The organism is Variovorax sp. GW821-FHT09A10 (genome assembly GCF_059418385.1).
In genome coordinates, this window is the sequence record NZ_JBWKPT010000003.1 from 438,021 (window position 1) to 454,088 (window position 16,068).

Genomic DNA, 16,068 nt, shown 5'->3' on the forward strand with positions numbered 1-16,068 from the left:
GGGTTTCCAGAGAGACACTCATCACACGCGGCGCGCGCTCGCCCGACCGAAGAGGCCTTCGGGACGGATCAGCAACATGCCCACCAGCAGCAGCAGCGACACCAGGCCCTGGTACTCGCCGCCGACCAGGTAGATGGCCAGCATCGAGACCACGCCCACCAGCGCACCGCCCACCATGGCGCCCAGGTTGCTGCCCATGCCGCCGATGACGGAGGCGACGAAGCCGTTGAGCACGTAGCGGATGCCCGTATCGGCCGAGATCGACATCAGCGGTGCCGCCACGAAGCCTGCACTGCCCACGACCAGGCCGCTGATGCCGAAGGCCAGCAGCTGCAGCTGGCGCACCTTCAGGCCCGCGGCCCGCGCGGCCTCCAGGTCCTGCGACAGCGCGCTCACGGCCAGGCCGACCAGCGTGCGGGTGAGGAACAGGCGCAAGGCGACGAACCAGAAAACGGCCAGCGCCATCACGGCGATGTAGGGGCCGGGCGTGCGCACGCCGAACAGCACCAGCGGCGGCATCGGGCTGCGCGCCGTCGCGGCCCACGGGCCCTGCACCAGCAGCAGCGTGGCGCTGATCATGATGGACACGGCCATCGTCGTGATCAGCCAGGAGTTCTGTTCCACCGAATGCCGCAAGGGCACCAGCGTGATCCAGCCCTGCACCGCGACCACCAGCGCCAGCACCAGCGCCGCGGCCGGGATCAGCGCCAGCCAGAGCACCATGCCCTGCCCGGCGGGCGTCGCGGCCACGGCGACGAAGCCACCCAGCACGAACATGTTGCCCTGCGCGAAGTTGAGGATGTGCGTCGCCCCGTAGACGATGTTCATGCTCATCGCGATCAACGCGAAGATCGCGCCGAGGCCGATGCCCCGGATCACCACAATCGCAAATTCGTCAACCATAGTCACTGCCCTTGAATGTCGGCGGCCGGTGGACGGCCGCCCTGGCGGCCATTAAAACTTGTACTTGCCGATGAACGACAGGCGGCTGCCGATGCCGGACTTGGGCACGTCGTTCTTGATCTTGGCCCAGGCATATTCCAGCCCGAGCTCGGCCTGCGGCACCGGCGACCAGATCAGGTTGGCGAAGACCGACTCCACCGAGCTCATGGTGGTGAGCGGCAGCTGCGGATGCGGCACCGTCGTGCGGACCTTGCCGTAGTCGATGGTCGAGCGCCACTGGTCGTTCCAGTAGTGCAGGTAGGAGATGTTGAAGCCGCGCGACTTGATGGCGTCGAGCGCGTTGGGCGCACCGGCCACGTTGGGATACAGCACGGCGGACGGCTGCTGCTGCGTGATGTAGCGGCCGGCGCCCTTGCCCCAGACCAGGTGGTAGCCCAGCTTGTCCCTGCCGAACACGTTGAAGGTGCCCTGGTTGTTGAGGGAGTAGCCGGTGGTGCTCAGGGTCTTGTCGCCCAGCGCCGCGCCCGCCGTGCCCGCGCCGCCCACGTTGGTCGCCGTCAGGCGGCGGGCCACGAAACCGAAGGACTGGCGGCCCCAGGTGTCGTCATAGACATAGCGCGCGGTGATGTCCGGCAGCTTGTCCAGCGAATTGGTGCTGATGTTGTTGTAGCCCGCCTGGAACACCACGCTGTCCGCGCCGCTGAAGTCCTGCGTGGGTTGCTCGATCGAGGTCGAGAAGGTGGAACGCGGATTGATCTTCCAGGTGTAGCGGATCTGCGGCACGCGGCTGAGGGCCGCCAGGCCGACCGGGCCGCCGAAGTCGTACACGTCCGGCCCCTGCATCAGGTCCGCCGAGTTGGACCAGTACTGGCCGAACATCCAGGGGCCGATTTCCGCCATGGCATGGCGCAGCCGGAACGAGACCGAGTTGGTCGAGGCCTTGGTGCCACCGGTGCCGTAGAAGTCGCCTTCGATCAGGGTCCGCAGGTCGCCATAGCGCGTGGGCGTGAGCGTGGTGACGTTCAGTCGCGATTCACGCGCCTCGAAGCTCGTCTCGCCGCTGCGCTTGGAGGCCTGCGATCCCGCGTACGGAATGCCGCCGGCTGCCGCGGAGAACGGCGACAGCACGGTCTGCGTGTTGCCGATGAAACCGTTCATCTCCCGGCTCGCGGCCAGCTGCACGTAGCCGCCGATCTTCAGCGAGGTGTTGGTGCCCGGCAGCATGATGGAGCCCGGCAGCGTGCCCGCCACGACCGGCGCTGCGCCCTCCGGCTTGGCGGCGGCGGCATTGGCCGCCTGTTTCGCCTCCATGTCGTCCTGCTTCTTCTGCAGCGCCTGCACCTGCAGCAGCATCTCGCTCATCTTCGCCTTGAGGTCCGACAGCTCGTCGGCGTGCGAAGGCAGGGCGAACGCCGCCGAGAGGGCCAGCGCCATCGGCACTTTCCTGAATGTCGTCATGTCTCTTGTCTCCTGGTGCTTTTATGAAAATCGGTGGCGTCTCTGAAGACCCCTTGTGCGAATCGCGCCGTGTCCGGTGCGTGTCCGCCGGCCGGATTCTGTGGAAAGACATCCGCCTCAACATCGTCCTTAAAGACTAGGCGGATCGAATGGATCGGCGCCCTCAGCCGCCGTCAGCCGCCGGCGTCCGCCTCGCGCGGATAGCGCAGCGCGTAGGGGTGCAGCACGAGCTGCGCCCCCACCACGCCGACGGGCAACTGCCGCGACTTCAGCTGCGCCTCGAAGGCCTGCGCGACCTCGTCCACGCCCCAGCGAGCGCTCTCCAGCGGTGGATGCAGCACGGCCGGATGCGTCATGAGCGACAGGCGATCGCCGTCGATGCGCACGACCTGTCCGTTGACGCCCTGCGCCGCATCGGACAGCAGGTAGGCCACGACGGGCGCGTTGTCTTCCGGGCTCACCGCGACCTGCGGCCACGGCGTGCGATGCCGGTCCGTGAAGTAGCTGCGGGCCAGGTCGGCCATCGGCGTCTTCGCCATGGGCGACACCGCATTGACGCGCACGCCGTGCGGCGCGGCGTCGACCGACCAGCTGTAGGTCAGCGAGGCCACCGCGCCCTTGGACGCGCCGTACATGCCCTGCAAGGTGGTGCCGGTCTGCGAACCCGAGGTGACATTGACGATGGCGCCCCGGCCGCGCGCCAGCATGTGGCGCAGCGCGTGCACACCGCAAAAGGCCGTGCCAAGCACATTGACGGCGAGCAGCGCGCGCATCGCGGCCTCTTCCTCGTCCTCGGGCCGCGCCATGTAGAAGCGCGCGGCGTTGTTGACCAGGCCGTCGATGGTGCCGAAGCGCCCGATGCATTCGCCGACCAGGTCGGCGGCGCCGGCCCAGCTCGAGATGTCGGCCGCGTTCGCCACGGCCTGCCCGCCGGCGGCCTCGATGCCCTGCACCACCGCCTGCGCAGCCGCGCCGTCGATGTCGTTGACCAGCACGCTCGCGCCTTCTGCAGCAGCCAGGCGCGCATAGGCCGCGCCCAGGCCCTGGCCGGCCCCGGTGATGACAACGGCCTTGCCTTGCAAGACACCGGCGCGCTCAGCCCTCGCGGTGCCCGCGCCCGTCGTGGCGGCCACGGATCACAGCACCTCGAACAGGGCCGCCGCACCCATGCCGCCGGCGATGCACATGGCCACCACCACATGGCGCACGCCGCGCCGGCGCCCTTCGATCAGGGCATGGCCCACCATGCGCGCGCCCGACATGCCGAAGGGATGGCCGATGGCAATGGCCCCACCGTTGACGTTCAGGCGGTCGTGCGCAATGCCGAGTTGTCCGGCGCAGTACAGCACCTGGCAGGCGAAGGCCTCGTTGATCTCCCACAGGCCGATGTCGTTCACGCCCAGGCCGTGCCGCTTCAGCAGCTTGGGAATCGCGAACACCGGCCCGATGCCCATTTCGTCCGGACCGCAGCCCGCCACCGCCATGCCCCGGTAGACGCCCAGCGGCGCCAGCCCGCGCCGCGCCGCCTCGGTGCGACGCATCAACAGCGTCGCCGAGGCCCCGTCCGAGAGCTGCGAGGCATTGCCCGCGGTGATGTGCCGCCCCTCTTTCACCCAGGTGCCGTTCTTCAGCACCGGTTGGAGAGCACCCAGGCTTTCCAGCGTGGTGTCGGCGCGATTGCCTTCGTCGCGCTCGAGGGTCACGCGCGTGCTGCCGAGCGACTGGCCTTGCTTGTCCGTCAGCGCCTTGTCGACGGTGAGGGGCACGATCTCGTCGTCGAACAGGCCCGCCTCCTGCGCGGCGGCCGTGCGCTGCTGGCTGGCCAGCGAATACGCGTCCTGCGCAGCGCGTGAAATCCCGTAGCGCTCGGCCACCACTTCTGCCGTTTCGATCATGGCGATGTAGGCCTCGGGCACCACGGCGCGCACGGCCTGCGACTGTGCGCGAAAGCTGTTCTTGTGCGCGTTCTGCGTGAGCGAGATCGACTCCAGCCCGCCGGCCACGGCAATGTCCAGCTCGCCGCACATCACGCCCTTGGCGGCGGTGGCGATGCTCATGAGGCCGGAGCCGCACATGCGCTCGATGGCCATGCCCGGCACGCTCAACGGCAGGCCGCCGGTGTAGGCGCACAGGCGGCCCAGGTTGTACGACTGCGTGCCCTGTTGCGCCGCCGCGCCCATCAGCACGTCGTCGACCTCGCCGGGCTCGATGCCGGCGCGCTCGACCACGGCGCGCACCACATGGCCGCCCAGCACGGGCGCCTCGGTGTCGTTGAAGGCGCCCCGGAAGGCCTTGCCGATGGCGGTACGGGCGGTGGCAACTATCACTGCTTCATGCATGGCTTACTCCGTCGATTCAGAAAAGGTGTGGCCGGGTCCGAGCGCCGCAGCGGGGTCGAACACGTGCTGCGCGACGCGGGCCTTGTGGAAGGCCTCGTCGCCCCAGGTGGCGTCCAGTGCCCAGACGCGCTTGGCAAAGATCTGCAGGTCCATGTCCCACGTGTAGCCCATGGCCCCGTGGACCTGGATGCCGTTGCGGCACGCCAGGCGCGCCGCATCGGCCGCCACCAGCTTGGCGTGCGACACATGCACGTCGCGCAGGTCTTCGCGCTCGGCCTGCGCATAGGCGGCGCGGTAGGTCACCGGCTTGGCGAACTCCAGCTCGACCGCCACGTTGGCGATCAGGTGCTTGACCGCCTGGAAGCTGCCCACGGGCTTGCCGAACTGCTTGCGCTGCGCGGTGTAGTCGACCGACAGGTCGATGAGGCGCTGCGTCAATCCGTTCATCTGCCCGGCCACGGCCAGCGCGCCGCGGTTCAGGGTGTCGGCCCACAGGCGCTGGCCGAGTTCGGCATCCGCAATGCAGCTGGCGCGGCTGGGTGTCCACTCGACATGGAACAGCCGGCGCGAGGCGTCGATGCTGCGCCGCGGACTCATGCGCACGTCCTCGCGGTGTACCGCGTGGACCTCGTGCCCGTGCGCGAGCAGCAGCAGGTCGGCCACATGCGCGTCGGCCACCAGCGGGTTGACCGGATGCCCGATCGCCAGGCGGACCTCGCCCGCCGCGATGCGCGGGAGCCAGCGCGCGCGCTCGGGCGAGTCCGGCCCCAGCGCGTCGATCAGCGCAGCGGCCAGCCAGGCGGTCTCGAACAAGCCGTCGGAGCCGCCGTAGTAGCCGATGACCTGCGTCATCAGCGACCAGGCATCGTCGCCGCAGCCCAGGCCGCCGAAGTTTTCCGGCACGGACATGCCCAGCATGCCCTGCTCGGCCACGCGGGCCCACATCTCGGACGAGCGCCCCGTCGGCGTGTCCCACAGTTCGCGCGCCAGCTCGGGCGTGGCCTCTTTCATGAAGAAGCTGCACATGGCTTCGCCGAACTCGCGCTGGTCATCGGTGAAATGAAAGTACATCGCGGTGTCCTCAGGAGCGCGGCATGCCGAGCATGCGTTCGGCAATGATGTTTCGCTGGATTTCGTTGGCGCCCGCATAGATCGTTCCGGCCTGCGAATGCAGGAAGCCGTTGAGCCAGTGGCCCACCACGCCGGGCTCGCGCACCGGCGGCAGCAGTTCGGCCTCGGGGCCGAGGATGCGCAGCGCGGTCTCGTACATCCGCAGGTCCAGTTCGGACCAGAAGATCTTGTTGGTGCTCGACTCGGGGCCGATGCTCCCGCCGTTGTCCAGGCGGCTGGCCGTGCGGTAGGTCGCCAGGGTGTAGGCCTCGGCATCCATCCAGGCGCGCAGCACGGCGTTGCGGATCGCCGGATCGCGATCGGCCGACGCACGATGCCGTTGGTACAGCGCCACCAGTGCGCGTGCCGTGGCCTGGAAGCGTGCCGGCGAGCGCAGCATCAGCCCGCGCTCGAAGCCCGCCGTGGCCATGGCCACGTGCCATCCCGCGCCCTCTTCCGCGATGCGGTTGGCCACCGGCACCTTGACGTTGTCGAAGAACACCTCGGCAAAGCCGGCTTCGCCGTTGAGCTGGCGGATCGGTTGCACGGTCACGCCCGGTGCGTTCAGCGGCAGCAGCAGGAAGCTCAGCCCGTGGTGCCGCTGCGAATCGGGGTCGCTGCGAAACAGGCCGAACAGCCAGTCGGCCCAGACCGCACGGGACGACCAGGTCTTCTGGCCGTTGACGACATAGAAGTCGCCGTCGCGCACGGCGCTGGCCCGGATGGCGGCCATGTCCGAACCGGCGTTGGGCTCGGACCAGCCCTGCGCCCAGATGTCGTCGCCGGCGGCCATGCGCGGCAGGAAGCGCGCCTTCTGCTCGGCGCTGCCGAAGTCCATCAGCGTGGGGCCGAGCAGGAAGATGCCGTTCTGGTTCACGCGCAGGGGCGCCTGCGCGCGCCAGTACTCCTCTTCGAAGATCAGCCACTCGATGAGGTCGCAGCCCCGCCCGCCGAGCTCGACGGGCCAGGTCACCATGCTCCAGCGGCCCGAGTTGAGCGTGCGCTCCCAGGCGCGGTGCTGCGCAAAGCCTTCGGCCGTGTCGAAGCTGGCCAGTGATTCCTTCGGGACGTGGGCGGCCAGCCAGGCGCGGACTTCGGCGCGGAAGCGGCGCTGTTTTTCCGTGTAGTGCAGGTGCATGGAACGCCTCAGGCCTTCGCGTCGAAGCTCGCATCGCGCTTGGCGACGAAGGCCTCGCGGCCCTCCTGCGAGTCCGGGCTCATGTAGGCCTCGAAGGTGAAGCCCTGCTCCCAGCGGTACTTGTCCTCGAGGTTGCCGTCCTCGATGCCGTTGAGCGACTCCTTGGCCAGGCGGATCATGGTGGCGCTCTTGGCCGCGATCTTGCGGCCGATGTCCAGCGCCGCCTGCCGCAGTTGCGCGCGCGGCACCACGCGCTCGACGGCGCCCAGGCGGAAGGCTTCCGACGCATCGATGGCCTCGCCGGTGAAGTACATGTGGCGCACCTTCTGCACCGGGAACAGGCGCTGCAGGTGGGCCCCTCCGCCCATCGCGCCGCGGTCCACCTCGGGCACGCCGAAGGTGGCGCAGTCCGAGGCGACGACGATGTCCGCCGCCCCCGAGATGCCGATGCCGCCGCCCAGCACGAAGCCGTGCACCGCCACGATCACCGGCACGCGGCAACGGTGGATGGCGCGGAAGGTCGCGTAGTTGCCGGCGTTGACCGAGGCGATGCGTGCGGGGTGCGCCGCCAGTTCCTTGATGTCCACGCCGGCGCAGAAGCCGCGCCCTTCGGCGCGCAGCACGATGACGCGGACCTCGGGGTCGCCGCCCAGGCGGTCGATGCGCGCGGCCAGCGCGTGCCAGCCCGCGCTGGGCAGGGCATTGACCGGCGGGTGGTCGATCACCAGTTCCGCGACGCCGGCGTCGATGGTGCTTTTCAGGGAGTTTTCGATGTCGTTCGTCATGAGAGGGTCTCCTGCGTTCTTGTCAGCGCGGCGATCGCGTCCAGCCGCGCATGGGCCTGGGCGACCAGTTCCTCGATCACCTCGGCGCAGCTCTTGAGCTCGCCGATCGCAGCGGCCACCTGGCCGCTGGGCAGCACACCCTCGTCGGGCCGCCCGTCCACGATGGAGCGCTGGATCAGCATGGGCGCGTTGGCCGCCATCAGCGTCTGCGCCACGCTCATGCCGTCCTCGCGCAGCGCCTTGGCCGCGGTGCGCAGCATGTGGCCGGTGCTCATGCCGGTCTGCGCCTTCCATTTCCAGGCGCACTGCAGTGCCACCAGCACGCGCTTGAATCCGCTGTCGGCTTCGAGCCGCAACAGGTAGGCGTTGTCGATGTGGCGCTGCGGCATGCCGTCCACCGCGTGCGACACGCGGATGTGGGCCACGTCGTTCACCGCCACGTAGTGCTGCTTCGTTGCGTCGGGCACCGGCGAGTCGCGGGTCATCAGGAAGCGCGTGCCCATGGCGATGCCGACCGCGCCATAGCCCAGCGCCGCCGCCAGGCCGCGTCCGTCGTGAAACCCGCCGGCCGCGACCACGGGCACTTGGACCGCGTCGAGCACCTGCGGCAGCAGGATGGAGGTCGGCACGTTGCCGGTGTGGCCGCCGCCCTCGCCGCCCTGGATGGTGACGATGTCGGCGCCCAGCTCGACGGCCTTCAGCGCATGCTTGACCGCGCCGACCGTCGGCATGCACAGCACGCCCGCGTCCTTGAAGCGGCGGATGGTCGCCTTGTCCGGCCCGCGTCCGTAGCTCACGGCGCGGATGCGATGGCTGTACTTGACCACGAGGTCGATGGCCTGGGCGGCATTGGATTGCCACATGTGGAAGTTCAGGCCGAAGGGCTTGTCGGTCAGCGCCATGACCTTGCGGATTTCATCCTCCAGCCTGTCGGGCTCGATGGTGACGCCGGCCAGGAAGCCGAAGCCGCCCGCATTGCAGGTCGCGGCAACCAGCCGGGCGTCGGCCACCCACCCCATCGCCGTCTGCACGATCGGATAGCGGCAACCCAGCAGGTCGCACAGTTCGGTCTTGAGGGCCCGGCTCATGCCACCGCTCCCGTGCCGGCGGCAAGTGACGCCGCGCACTGAAAGGCGACGCTCATGCACGCACTCCGGGCGGGTTGTCCTTGAGAACACCGGCGCGCAGGTCGTGCGGGTCGAGCTGGCGGATCAAGGCCATCTGCTCGTCGGTCGGCGCGGGCGTGACGCCCAAGTCCTTGGCACGCAGCAAGGGAAAGCCCGTGGCGGCCTGCACCTGCTCGAAGCTGACTCCGGGGTGCAGCGACTTCACCGCGATGGCGTGGTCGGGGCCCGAGAAATCCATGACGCACAGGTCGGTGACGATCAGGCGCAGGTCCACCGCATCGCGGTTCATGCCGGGCAGCCAGCGCGCGGGGTTGTAGCCGACGCTGCCGACCACATCGACCTCCCCGGCCACGAAGACGCGGGGGCTGTGTGCCGGCACGAACATCGAATTGGCGTGGTTGATGCTGTTGCCCGGAAAGCCGCGCGAGCCCAGCATCTGCACCTTGGGCTTGTGGAAATCGCCCAGGCAGGAAATGTTGGCCTGGCCCCAGCGATCGATCTGGGTCGGGCCGACCAGCGCATGGCGCTTGCCGCTCCAGACGCAGTCGAAAACCCGCGCGTAGGTCATCGTGCCGGAGAAGCGGGGCTTCCAGTCGCCGCGCGGACCGAGCGGGATGGGCTCCTCGACCAGGTAGGCCTCGCCGTCGGTCATCAGAAGTTCCGGCGAATGGGTGAGCTTGGCCACGCCCAGCGCGATGCGCGGCAGCGTGCCGATGCCCGAGCCGAGCAGCTCGCCGTTGCCGCGCCAGGCTTCGGACGCCGCGCTGATCAGCAATTCGGCCAAGGTGAAAGAAGAAGTCTGGCTCATCTCAAGGTCCTGTCTTCGCATCAGAAAATCGGCATCGGCAAGGCGCCGATGCGTTGCACGCCGCCGACGGCCGACTGGTAGGCGGCCTCGTCGCCGCGCAGGAACTGTTCGCCGTAGGCGCTCCAGCCGTCGGCCTGGCTCGCGCTGGCGACGTACTGCTTCAGGTGGCCCATGTCCCAGCCGTAGCGCGGTGCGCAGGAGGTGGGGTGCGCGCCGAAGGGCGCGTGGATGACGTGGGTGACCAGGTTGCGCTCGAAGAGGTTGGCCTTGGCGTCCTCGGGGCGGGCGATGTCCAGCCGGTCGTGGATCTCCTCGCAGCTGACGATGGTCTTCTTCGCTGCCCGCGCGAACAGGTCGTCGAAGAAGGGGTCCGGCCCGTGGATGTGGGTGTTGCCCAACCGGTCGGCGGTGTCGACGTGCAGCAGGGCCAGGTCCAGCGCCAGTGCCGGCATGGCCAGCAGCACCTCGCCGTCGGCATACGGCGACTGGACCGTCTTGAAGGACGGGTTGTAGGTCAGGATGTCGCTGCCCAGGCCCACGCGCGTCGGCAGGAAAGGTACCCGCATGCCGGCGGCGCGCAGGCCCCAGTGCAGCAGGCCTTCGTCCAGTTCGCAGACCTCCAGCGCGCCGGCCTCGCGGGCCTTGCGGAAGTACGGCTCCAGTGGAATCGCATCGAGCGTCACGAAGCCGTAGACCAGCTTGCGGACCTTGCCGGCGGCGCACAGCATGCCGACCTCCGGGCCGCCGTAGGCCACGACTGTGAGGTCCTTGACCGGCGACTTCAACAACTCGCGCACCACCGCCATCGGCTTGCGGCGCGGGCCCCATCCGCCGATGCCCACCGTCATGCCGTCTCGCAGATGCGAAGCGACCGCATCCAACCCCAACTGCTTGTTCATCCTTGGCTCCTTGAATCTGTGCGTCGATTCTGTGGAGCCCCCTTGCGGGACACATCGTCCGATGAGACTACGCGCGTGTGCGAAGTCTTTCGAGCCTGCCCGTAGTCTCATCGGACGATGCCGGCCGCGCAGGGCGCGAACCAGAATGGCCGCGGTTCATTGACAGACTGACGGAGAAACCCGGTTCATGACGGAAGCGCTTCTTGCACGTGTCGATCGGCTGGAATCCATCGAGGAGATTCGATTCCTCGTTTCCAAGTACTCGTTGTCCCTGGACATGCGCGACGTGGATGCCCACGTCGGACTGTTCGCACCGGACATCCGCGTGAGCCGCGACAAGGTGGGCCGTGCGCACCTGAAGGCATGGGTCGACCAGACCCTGCGCCAGCAGTTCAGCGGCACCTCGCACCACCTGGGCGGACATGTGATCGAGTTCACCAGCCCCGACCGCGCGCACGGTGTCGTGTATTCGAAGAACGAGCACGAGGCCGGCGGCGACTGGGTCATCATGCAGATGCTGTATTGGGACGACTACGAGCGCATCGACGGCCGCTGGCTGTTTCGCCGGCGCCTGCCTTGCTACTGGTACGCCACCGACCTCAACAAGCCGCCCATCGGCGAACGCAAGATGCGCTGGCCGGGACGCGAGCCCTACGAAGGCAGCTGGCATGCGCTGTGGCCCAGCTGGAAAGAATTCTGGGCCCAGCCCCCGGGCGCTGAAACGGCCGACGTGGCAGCGCCTGCGCCGCTGGAGCAATTCCTGGCGACCATGCGCCGCGGCGCACCGGAACCGAAGATCCGCGTGCGCTAGCCAGCAGGACAAGCACCATGACGCCCGCCCCCGATCCCTTGTTCGAGCCTCTTCAGTTGGGCGCCATCGCGCTGTCCAACCGCATCGTCATGGCACCCATGACGCGCAGCCGTGCCGCCGAGGGCGACGTGCCCACGGACCTGCATGTCGCGTACTACCGCCAGCGCGCCACGGCAGGCCTGATCGTCACCGAAGGCGTGCAACCCAGCGCCGCCGGCAAGGGCTACTGCCGCACGCCGGGACTGCACACGCCGCAGCAGGCCACGGCCTGGCGTCGCGTGACTTCGGCGGTGCATGCGGAGGGCGGGCGCATCGTGGCCCAGCTCATGCACGTCGGCCGCATCGCCAGCCACCACAACAAGCAGGCCGAGGCCGAAACCGTGGCGCCATCGGCGGTGCAGGCGGGCGGCCGGATCTTCACCGATGCGGTCGGCCCGGCCGGCTTCGACATGCCGCGCGCGCTGCGCCTGGACGAGATTGCCGGCGTGATCCGCGAGTACGCGCAGGCGGCCGCGCTGGCACTGGAGGCAGGCTTCGACGGCGTGGAGCTGCACGGCACCAGCGGCTACCTGCCGATGCAGTTCCTGGCCACCAACACCAACCTGCGCGAGGACGCCTATGGCGGCAGCGCCGAGAACCGCCGCCGCTTCATGGTCGAGGTGCTGCAGGCCCTGTCCGCGGCCATCGGCGCGGACCGCGTCGGGCTGCGCATCCGCCCGGCGAGCCCCTACAACGACGTGACGGATGACGTGCCCCTTGAAACCTGCGGCGGCCTGCTCGATGTGGTCTCGCCGCTGAAGCTGGCCTACCTGCACATCATGCGTTCGCCCTTGCCGACACTGGATGCCTTCGCGATGGCACGCCGGCATTTCGCAGGGCCGCTGATCCTCAACGACGGCTTCGATGGCGGCGACGCCCGCCAGGCCTTGCGGGCGGGGCAAGGCGAAGCGGTCTCCTTCGGCCGGCACTTCATCGCCAACCCCGACCTGGTGCGTCGCCTGCGCGAGAACGCCGCGCTGGCGGACTTCGACCCGAAGACCCTCTACACGCCCGGCGCCGCCGGCTATACGGACTATCCCTGCCTGCCTTGAACCAGCGGGCCGCCGGGCCTGGCAACAGACTGAAAAAAGCTGCGAATCCTAGTCCGATTGAACGATGTTGCAGCAGGGGCACTCGCCACAATGGAGCCATCCTGCGATGGCCGGTTGCAGGGCTTCACGCCCCCTTCGCCCTCGCGATTGCGCCCCTCCAAGACACTCCTCCTCTGCACCATGTCCCTGCTGCCACCGATTCCCACCATCCCCCGTGCCTTCGCGCAGACCGTCTCGCGCCACCCGGACCACAGCGCCATCGAAGAGCGGGGCGTGCGCACCAGCTATGCCGAACTGGACCGCATGGTGCTGGCCGCCAGCCGCGCCCTGATGGCCTGGGGCATCGCGCCCGGCGAGCGTGTGGCCATCTGGGCGCCCAACTGCCGCGAGTGGATCGTCGCCGCGCTGGGCATCCTCGGCGTGGGCGCGGTGGTGGTGCCGGTGAACACCCGTATGAAGGGCCTGGAGGTCGGCTATGTGCTCGAGAAGAGTGGCGCGCGCCTGCTGCTGTCCACGGGCGACTTCCTGGGCGTCCACTACCCCGACCTGCTGGCGGGCCACCTGCCGGCGTCGCTGGAAAAGATCCTGGTCATTCACGGCGCGAAAGACGGCGACACCGGCTGGCAAGACTTCATCGCCCGCGGCGAGTCGGTCAGCGAAGCGGCCGCGCGGGAACGGGCCCTGTCGGTCACGCCGGAGATGGTCTCCGACGTGATCTTCACCTCGGGCACCACCGGCCACCCCAAGGGCGTCAAGTGCGGGCACGGGCAGAACCTGCGCACCATGGATGACTGGTCGCAGGTCATGGGCCTGGTGCCGCAGGACCGCTACCTGATGGTCAACCCCTTCTTCCATTCGATGGGCTACAAGTCGGGCTGGATGGTCGGCATCATGAACGGCCTGACGCTGATGCCGGTCGCCGTGTTCGATGCAGGCGAGGTGCTGCGCACGATCGCGCGCGACAAGGTGAGCGTGCTGCCCGGGCCGCCGACGATCTACTACAGCATGCTGAGCCACCCGGATTTCGCGGCCACCGACCTGAGCAGCCTGCGCGCCGCCATCACCGGCTCCACCTCCACGCCGCCCTCGCTGATCGAGTCGATGCGGCGCGACTTCGGCTTCAAGACCGTGCTGACCGGCTACGGCCTGAGCGAGTGCTGCGGCACGGCCGCGCTGAGTGCGCCCGACGACGATGCGCACACCGTGGCCACCACGGCAGGGCGCGCCATCCGCGACGTCGAGATCAGGATCGTCGACGCCGACGGCCAGACCCAGCCGCCGGACCAACCGGGCGAGGTGCTGATCCGCGGCTACAACGTCATGCTGGGCTACCTCGACGACGAGGGCGCCACGCAGCAGGCCATCGATGCCGACGGCTGGCTGCATTCGGGCGACATCGGCACGCTCGATGCGCACGGCTACCTGCGCATCACCGACCGGGTCAAGGACGTCTACATCGCGGGCGGCTTCAACTGCTACCCCGCCGAGATCGAGCGCCTGGCCAGCCGGCATCCGGCGGTGTCGCAGATCGCGGTGATCGGCGTGCCCGACGAACGCATGGGCGAAGTCGGCCGCGCCTTCGTCGTCAGGAAGCCCGGCGTGCCACTGGAATCCGGCGAGTTCGTCACCTGGTGCCGCGCCCACATGGCCAACTACAAGGTGCCGCAGTTCATCGACTTCGTCGAGACGCTGCCGACCAACGCCAGCGGCAAGGTGCTCAAGCGCGAACTGCGCAAGCTGCCGGTGGCCAGCGGCCACTGAGACGCCTTCGACGGGTTGGTGTTCCGACGCGACATGAACCCTCAGGACCCCCGCTTTCTTCTTCCCGAGCACCTTCATGACAACCTCTGCATTTCCCTCCGGCGTCACCCTGGTCATCGGCGGCAGCGGCGGCATCGGCCGCAGCATCTGCCGCGAATTCGCGCGTGCCGGCAGCGATGTCGCCCTGACCTATTTCTCCCGTGAATCAGCGGCGCAGCAGACCGCCGACGAGGTCCGGGCGCACGACCGCAGCGCCAGCGTGCACCGGCTGGACACGGCCGATGGCGCGGCCATCGTCGCGCTGATCGACACGGTCGCGCAGCAGCACGGCCGCATCCACACCATCGTCTTCAGCGCCGCCGCGGTGACCGAGCAGGTCTACATCTCCCGCATCACGCGCGACCAGTGGCAGCGCGCCCTGACGGAAGAGGTGTCGGGCTTCTTCAACACCGTGCAGGCGGCCCTGCCGCGCTTTCGGGCCTGGGGCGGCGGCTCCTTCGTGCACATCGGCTCGGCCGGCGAGGTGGTCTGGCCGGCGCGGGACGGCCTGTCGGTCATCCCCAAGGCCGCGAACGAGGCGGTGGTGCGCGGCGTGGCGCGTGAAGAGGGACGCTTCAACATCCGGGCCAACTCGGTGCTGGTCGGCGTCATCGACGCGGGCATGCACCTGGAGCTGCAACGGCGCGGCGTTTTCGATGCACAGTGGGAACGCAACACGATCGATGCGGTGCCGCTCAAGCGCATCGGCAAGGCCGAGGACATCGCCCATGCCGCGGTGTTCCTGGCCTCGGACCGCGCCAGCTACATCACCGGCCACCAGCTCCCGGTGGCCGGCGGCTTCGGTGTCTGACCACAACCGGCGCATCGGGCCACACCCCAACGAAGAGACCGAGAGAGCGAGTACGACATGAATCCGAATCAAGAGCTTGCAGGCAAGGTGGTGCTGGTCACCGGTGGCGCACAGGGCGTGGGCCGGGGCATCAGCGAGCGCTTCATGGACGCCGGCGCCACGGTGATCGTGTGCGGCCGCAAGACGCCCGCCTCGCTGCCGCAGTCGGACGGCCGCAGCGCGCAGTTCCACACCTGCGATGTGGTCGACACCGATGCCACGGCGGCGCTGGTCGCGGCCATCGTCGCGGACCACGGGCGGCTCGACGTGCTGGTGAACAACGCGGGCGGCACGCCCTTTGCCTATGCCAGCGATGGGTCGCCGCGCTTTCACCAGTCCATCCTGCGGCTGAACCTGATGGCGCCGCTGACGCTGGCGATCCAGGCCAATGCCGTGATGCAGCAACAGGCCGAAGGCGGCGTCATCGAGTTCATCGGCAGCGTTGCCGCCACGCGCGCGCAGCCGGGCACCGCGACCTACGCCGCGGCCAAGGCCGGCATCCTCAGCCTGACCAGTTCGCTGGCCATCGAATGGGCGCCCAAGGTCCGCGTCGTGGCGGTCAGCCCCGGGCTGGTGGAGACAGAGCAGTCGGCGCTGCACTACGGCGATGCCGCCGGCATTGCGGCCGTTGCCGCGACCATTCCGGCGCAGCGGCTGGCGCAGCCGCAGGACATCGGCGACGCCTGCGTCTTCCTTGCCGGCCCGCGCGCCAGCTATGTCTCGGGCACGAGCCTGCTGGTGCATGGCGGCGGCGAACGGCCGGGCTTCCTGACGGCGGCCAACGTCAACCAGGGCTGAGCAAACCCGCGTCGACTTCACGCACTGCGAGCAGTCGATGGCTGCTCGCGGTGCGTGAAGCGGCGCATGCGTGAACGAGCCCTGCGGCCGTTGCGCCTTTGCGCCTTTGCGCCCTTTCGTCTTCGCGCGTGCACAGCGTTCACCACCAGTC

The 16,068-nt window shown here is 68.9% G+C and carries 15 protein-coding genes; 5 read left to right on the forward strand and 10 right to left on the reverse strand.

Translation table 11 applies throughout. The features are described from left to right. Positions 1–21 precede the first annotated feature (21 nt). From AC07Q9_RS15295 to AC07Q9_RS15340, 10 genes are all read right to left on the reverse strand, one after another. Entirely contained in the window at positions 22–903 is an 882-nt protein-coding gene (locus tag AC07Q9_RS15295) for a branched-chain amino acid ABC transporter permease (RefSeq protein WP_489058652.1), read from the reverse strand. A 51-nt stretch (positions 904–954) separates the two neighbouring features. Further along, complete coding sequence (locus tag AC07Q9_RS15300; RefSeq protein WP_495310504.1) at positions 955–2,361, reverse strand: DcaP family trimeric outer membrane transporter; 1,407 nt, start codon at positions 2,359–2,361, stop codon at positions 955–957. A gap of 173 nt (positions 2,362–2,534) precedes the next feature. After that, on the reverse strand, positions 2,535–3,494 hold the full coding sequence (locus AC07Q9_RS15305) for an SDR family NAD(P)-dependent oxidoreductase (RefSeq protein WP_495310506.1): 960 nt from the start codon (positions 3,492–3,494) through the stop codon (positions 2,535–2,537). A gap of 3 nt (positions 3,495–3,497) precedes the next feature. Next, positions 3,498–4,700, reverse strand: a complete 1,203-nt coding sequence (locus AC07Q9_RS15310; RefSeq protein WP_495310508.1) for an acetyl-CoA C-acyltransferase — start codon at positions 4,698–4,700, stop codon at positions 3,498–3,500. A gap of 3 nt (positions 4,701–4,703) precedes the next feature. Continuing rightward, positions 4,704–5,771 carry an acyl-CoA dehydrogenase family protein gene (locus tag AC07Q9_RS15315; protein ID WP_495310510.1) on the reverse strand — a complete coding sequence of 356 codons (1,068 nt, stop codon included), beginning with the start codon at positions 5,769–5,771 and terminating at the stop codon, positions 4,704–4,706. A gap of 10 nt (positions 5,772–5,781) precedes the next feature. Further along, the gene (locus tag AC07Q9_RS15320) at positions 5,782–6,948 is read right to left on the reverse strand and encodes an acyl-CoA dehydrogenase family protein (RefSeq protein ID WP_495310511.1); all 1,167 of its coding nucleotides are present in this window, start codon (positions 6,946–6,948) and stop codon (positions 5,782–5,784) included. An 8-nt stretch (positions 6,949–6,956) separates the two neighbouring features. Next, positions 6,957–7,733, reverse strand: a complete 777-nt coding sequence (locus AC07Q9_RS15325) for an enoyl-CoA hydratase family protein (RefSeq protein ID WP_495310512.1) — start codon at positions 7,731–7,733, stop codon at positions 6,957–6,959. Then, complete coding sequence (locus AC07Q9_RS15330; protein ID WP_495310513.1) at positions 7,730–8,821, reverse strand: NAD(P)H-dependent flavin oxidoreductase; 1,092 nt, start codon at positions 8,819–8,821, stop codon at positions 7,730–7,732. The genes AC07Q9_RS15325 and AC07Q9_RS15330 overlap by 4 nt, the downstream gene beginning before the upstream one ends. A gap of 52 nt (positions 8,822–8,873) precedes the next feature. After that, entirely contained in the window at positions 8,874–9,668 is a 795-nt protein-coding gene (locus AC07Q9_RS15335; protein WP_495310514.1) for a CoA-transferase subunit beta, read from the reverse strand. A gap of 20 nt (positions 9,669–9,688) precedes the next feature. Next, entirely contained in the window at positions 9,689–10,567 is an 879-nt protein-coding gene (locus tag AC07Q9_RS15340) for a CoA transferase subunit A (protein WP_489058661.1), read from the reverse strand. 187 nt (positions 10,568–10,754) lie between these two features. Here AC07Q9_RS15340 and AC07Q9_RS15345 point away from each other — a divergent pair, with 187 nt between their 5' ends. From AC07Q9_RS15345 to AC07Q9_RS15365, 5 genes are all read left to right on the forward strand, one after another. Further along, positions 10,755–11,378: a nuclear transport factor 2 family protein gene (locus tag AC07Q9_RS15345; protein ID WP_495310515.1), complete on the forward strand. Its 624-nt coding sequence runs from the start codon at positions 10,755–10,757 to the stop codon at positions 11,376–11,378. 17 nt (positions 11,379–11,395) lie between these two features. Beyond that, on the forward strand, positions 11,396–12,469 hold the full coding sequence (locus AC07Q9_RS15350; protein WP_495310517.1) for an alkene reductase: 1,074 nt from the start codon (positions 11,396–11,398) through the stop codon (positions 12,467–12,469). 180 nt (positions 12,470–12,649) lie between these two features. Then, positions 12,650–14,230 (forward strand): FadD3 family acyl-CoA ligase, encoded by a 1,581-nt coding sequence (locus AC07Q9_RS15355; RefSeq protein WP_495310519.1) that lies wholly within the window; start codon positions 12,650–12,652, stop codon positions 14,228–14,230. A 76-nt stretch (positions 14,231–14,306) separates the two neighbouring features. Further along, a complete protein-coding gene (locus AC07Q9_RS15360) occupies positions 14,307–15,080 on the forward strand; it encodes an SDR family NAD(P)-dependent oxidoreductase (RefSeq protein ID WP_495310520.1) in 774 nt (257 codons plus the stop codon). A 57-nt stretch (positions 15,081–15,137) separates the two neighbouring features. Then, the gene (locus AC07Q9_RS15365) at positions 15,138–15,917 is read left to right on the forward strand and encodes an SDR family oxidoreductase (protein ID WP_495310522.1); all 780 of its coding nucleotides are present in this window, start codon (positions 15,138–15,140) and stop codon (positions 15,915–15,917) included. The last annotated feature ends 151 nt before the right edge of the window (positions 15,918–16,068 follow it).

Excerpts from the sequence above, each read along its gene's own strand:
- AC07Q9_RS15330 (WP_495310513.1), bottom strand. The coding sequence starts at position 8,821 with ATGAGCCGGGCCCTCAAGACCGAACTGTGCGACCTGCTGGGTTGCCGC.
- AC07Q9_RS15310 (WP_495310508.1), bottom strand. The coding sequence starts at position 4,700 with ATGCATGAAGCAGTGATAGTTGCCACCGCCCGTACCGCCATCGGCAAG.
- AC07Q9_RS15325 (WP_495310512.1), bottom strand. The coding sequence starts at position 7,733 with ATGACGAACGACATCGAAAACTCCCTGAAAAGCACCATCGACGCCGGC.
- AC07Q9_RS15355 (WP_495310519.1), top strand. The coding sequence starts at position 12,650 with ATGTCCCTGCTGCCACCGATTCCCACCATCCCCCGTGCCTTCGCGCAG.
- AC07Q9_RS15320 (WP_495310511.1), bottom strand. The coding sequence starts at position 6,948 with ATGCACCTGCACTACACGGAAAAACAGCGCCGCTTCCGCGCCGAAGTC.
- AC07Q9_RS15360 (WP_495310520.1), top strand. The coding sequence starts at position 14,307 with ATGACAACCTCTGCATTTCCCTCCGGCGTCACCCTGGTCATCGGCGGC.
- AC07Q9_RS15315 (WP_495310510.1), bottom strand. The coding sequence starts at position 5,771 with ATGTACTTTCATTTCACCGATGACCAGCGCGAGTTCGGCGAAGCCATG.
- AC07Q9_RS15350 (WP_495310517.1), top strand. The coding sequence starts at position 11,396 with ATGACGCCCGCCCCCGATCCCTTGTTCGAGCCTCTTCAGTTGGGCGCC.
- AC07Q9_RS15295 (WP_489058652.1), bottom strand. The coding sequence starts at position 903 with ATGGTTGACGAATTTGCGATTGTGGTGATCCGGGGCATCGGCCTCGGC.
- AC07Q9_RS15300 (WP_495310504.1), bottom strand. The coding sequence starts at position 2,361 with ATGACGACATTCAGGAAAGTGCCGATGGCGCTGGCCCTCTCGGCGGCG.
- AC07Q9_RS15345 (WP_495310515.1), top strand. The coding sequence starts at position 10,755 with ATGACGGAAGCGCTTCTTGCACGTGTCGATCGGCTGGAATCCATCGAG.
- AC07Q9_RS15335 (WP_495310514.1), bottom strand. The coding sequence starts at position 9,668 with ATGAGCCAGACTTCTTCTTTCACCTTGGCCGAATTGCTGATCAGCGCG.
- AC07Q9_RS15340 (WP_489058661.1), bottom strand. The coding sequence starts at position 10,567 with ATGAACAAGCAGTTGGGGTTGGATGCGGTCGCTTCGCATCTGCGAGAC.
- AC07Q9_RS15365 (WP_495310522.1), top strand. The coding sequence starts at position 15,138 with ATGAATCCGAATCAAGAGCTTGCAGGCAAGGTGGTGCTGGTCACCGGT.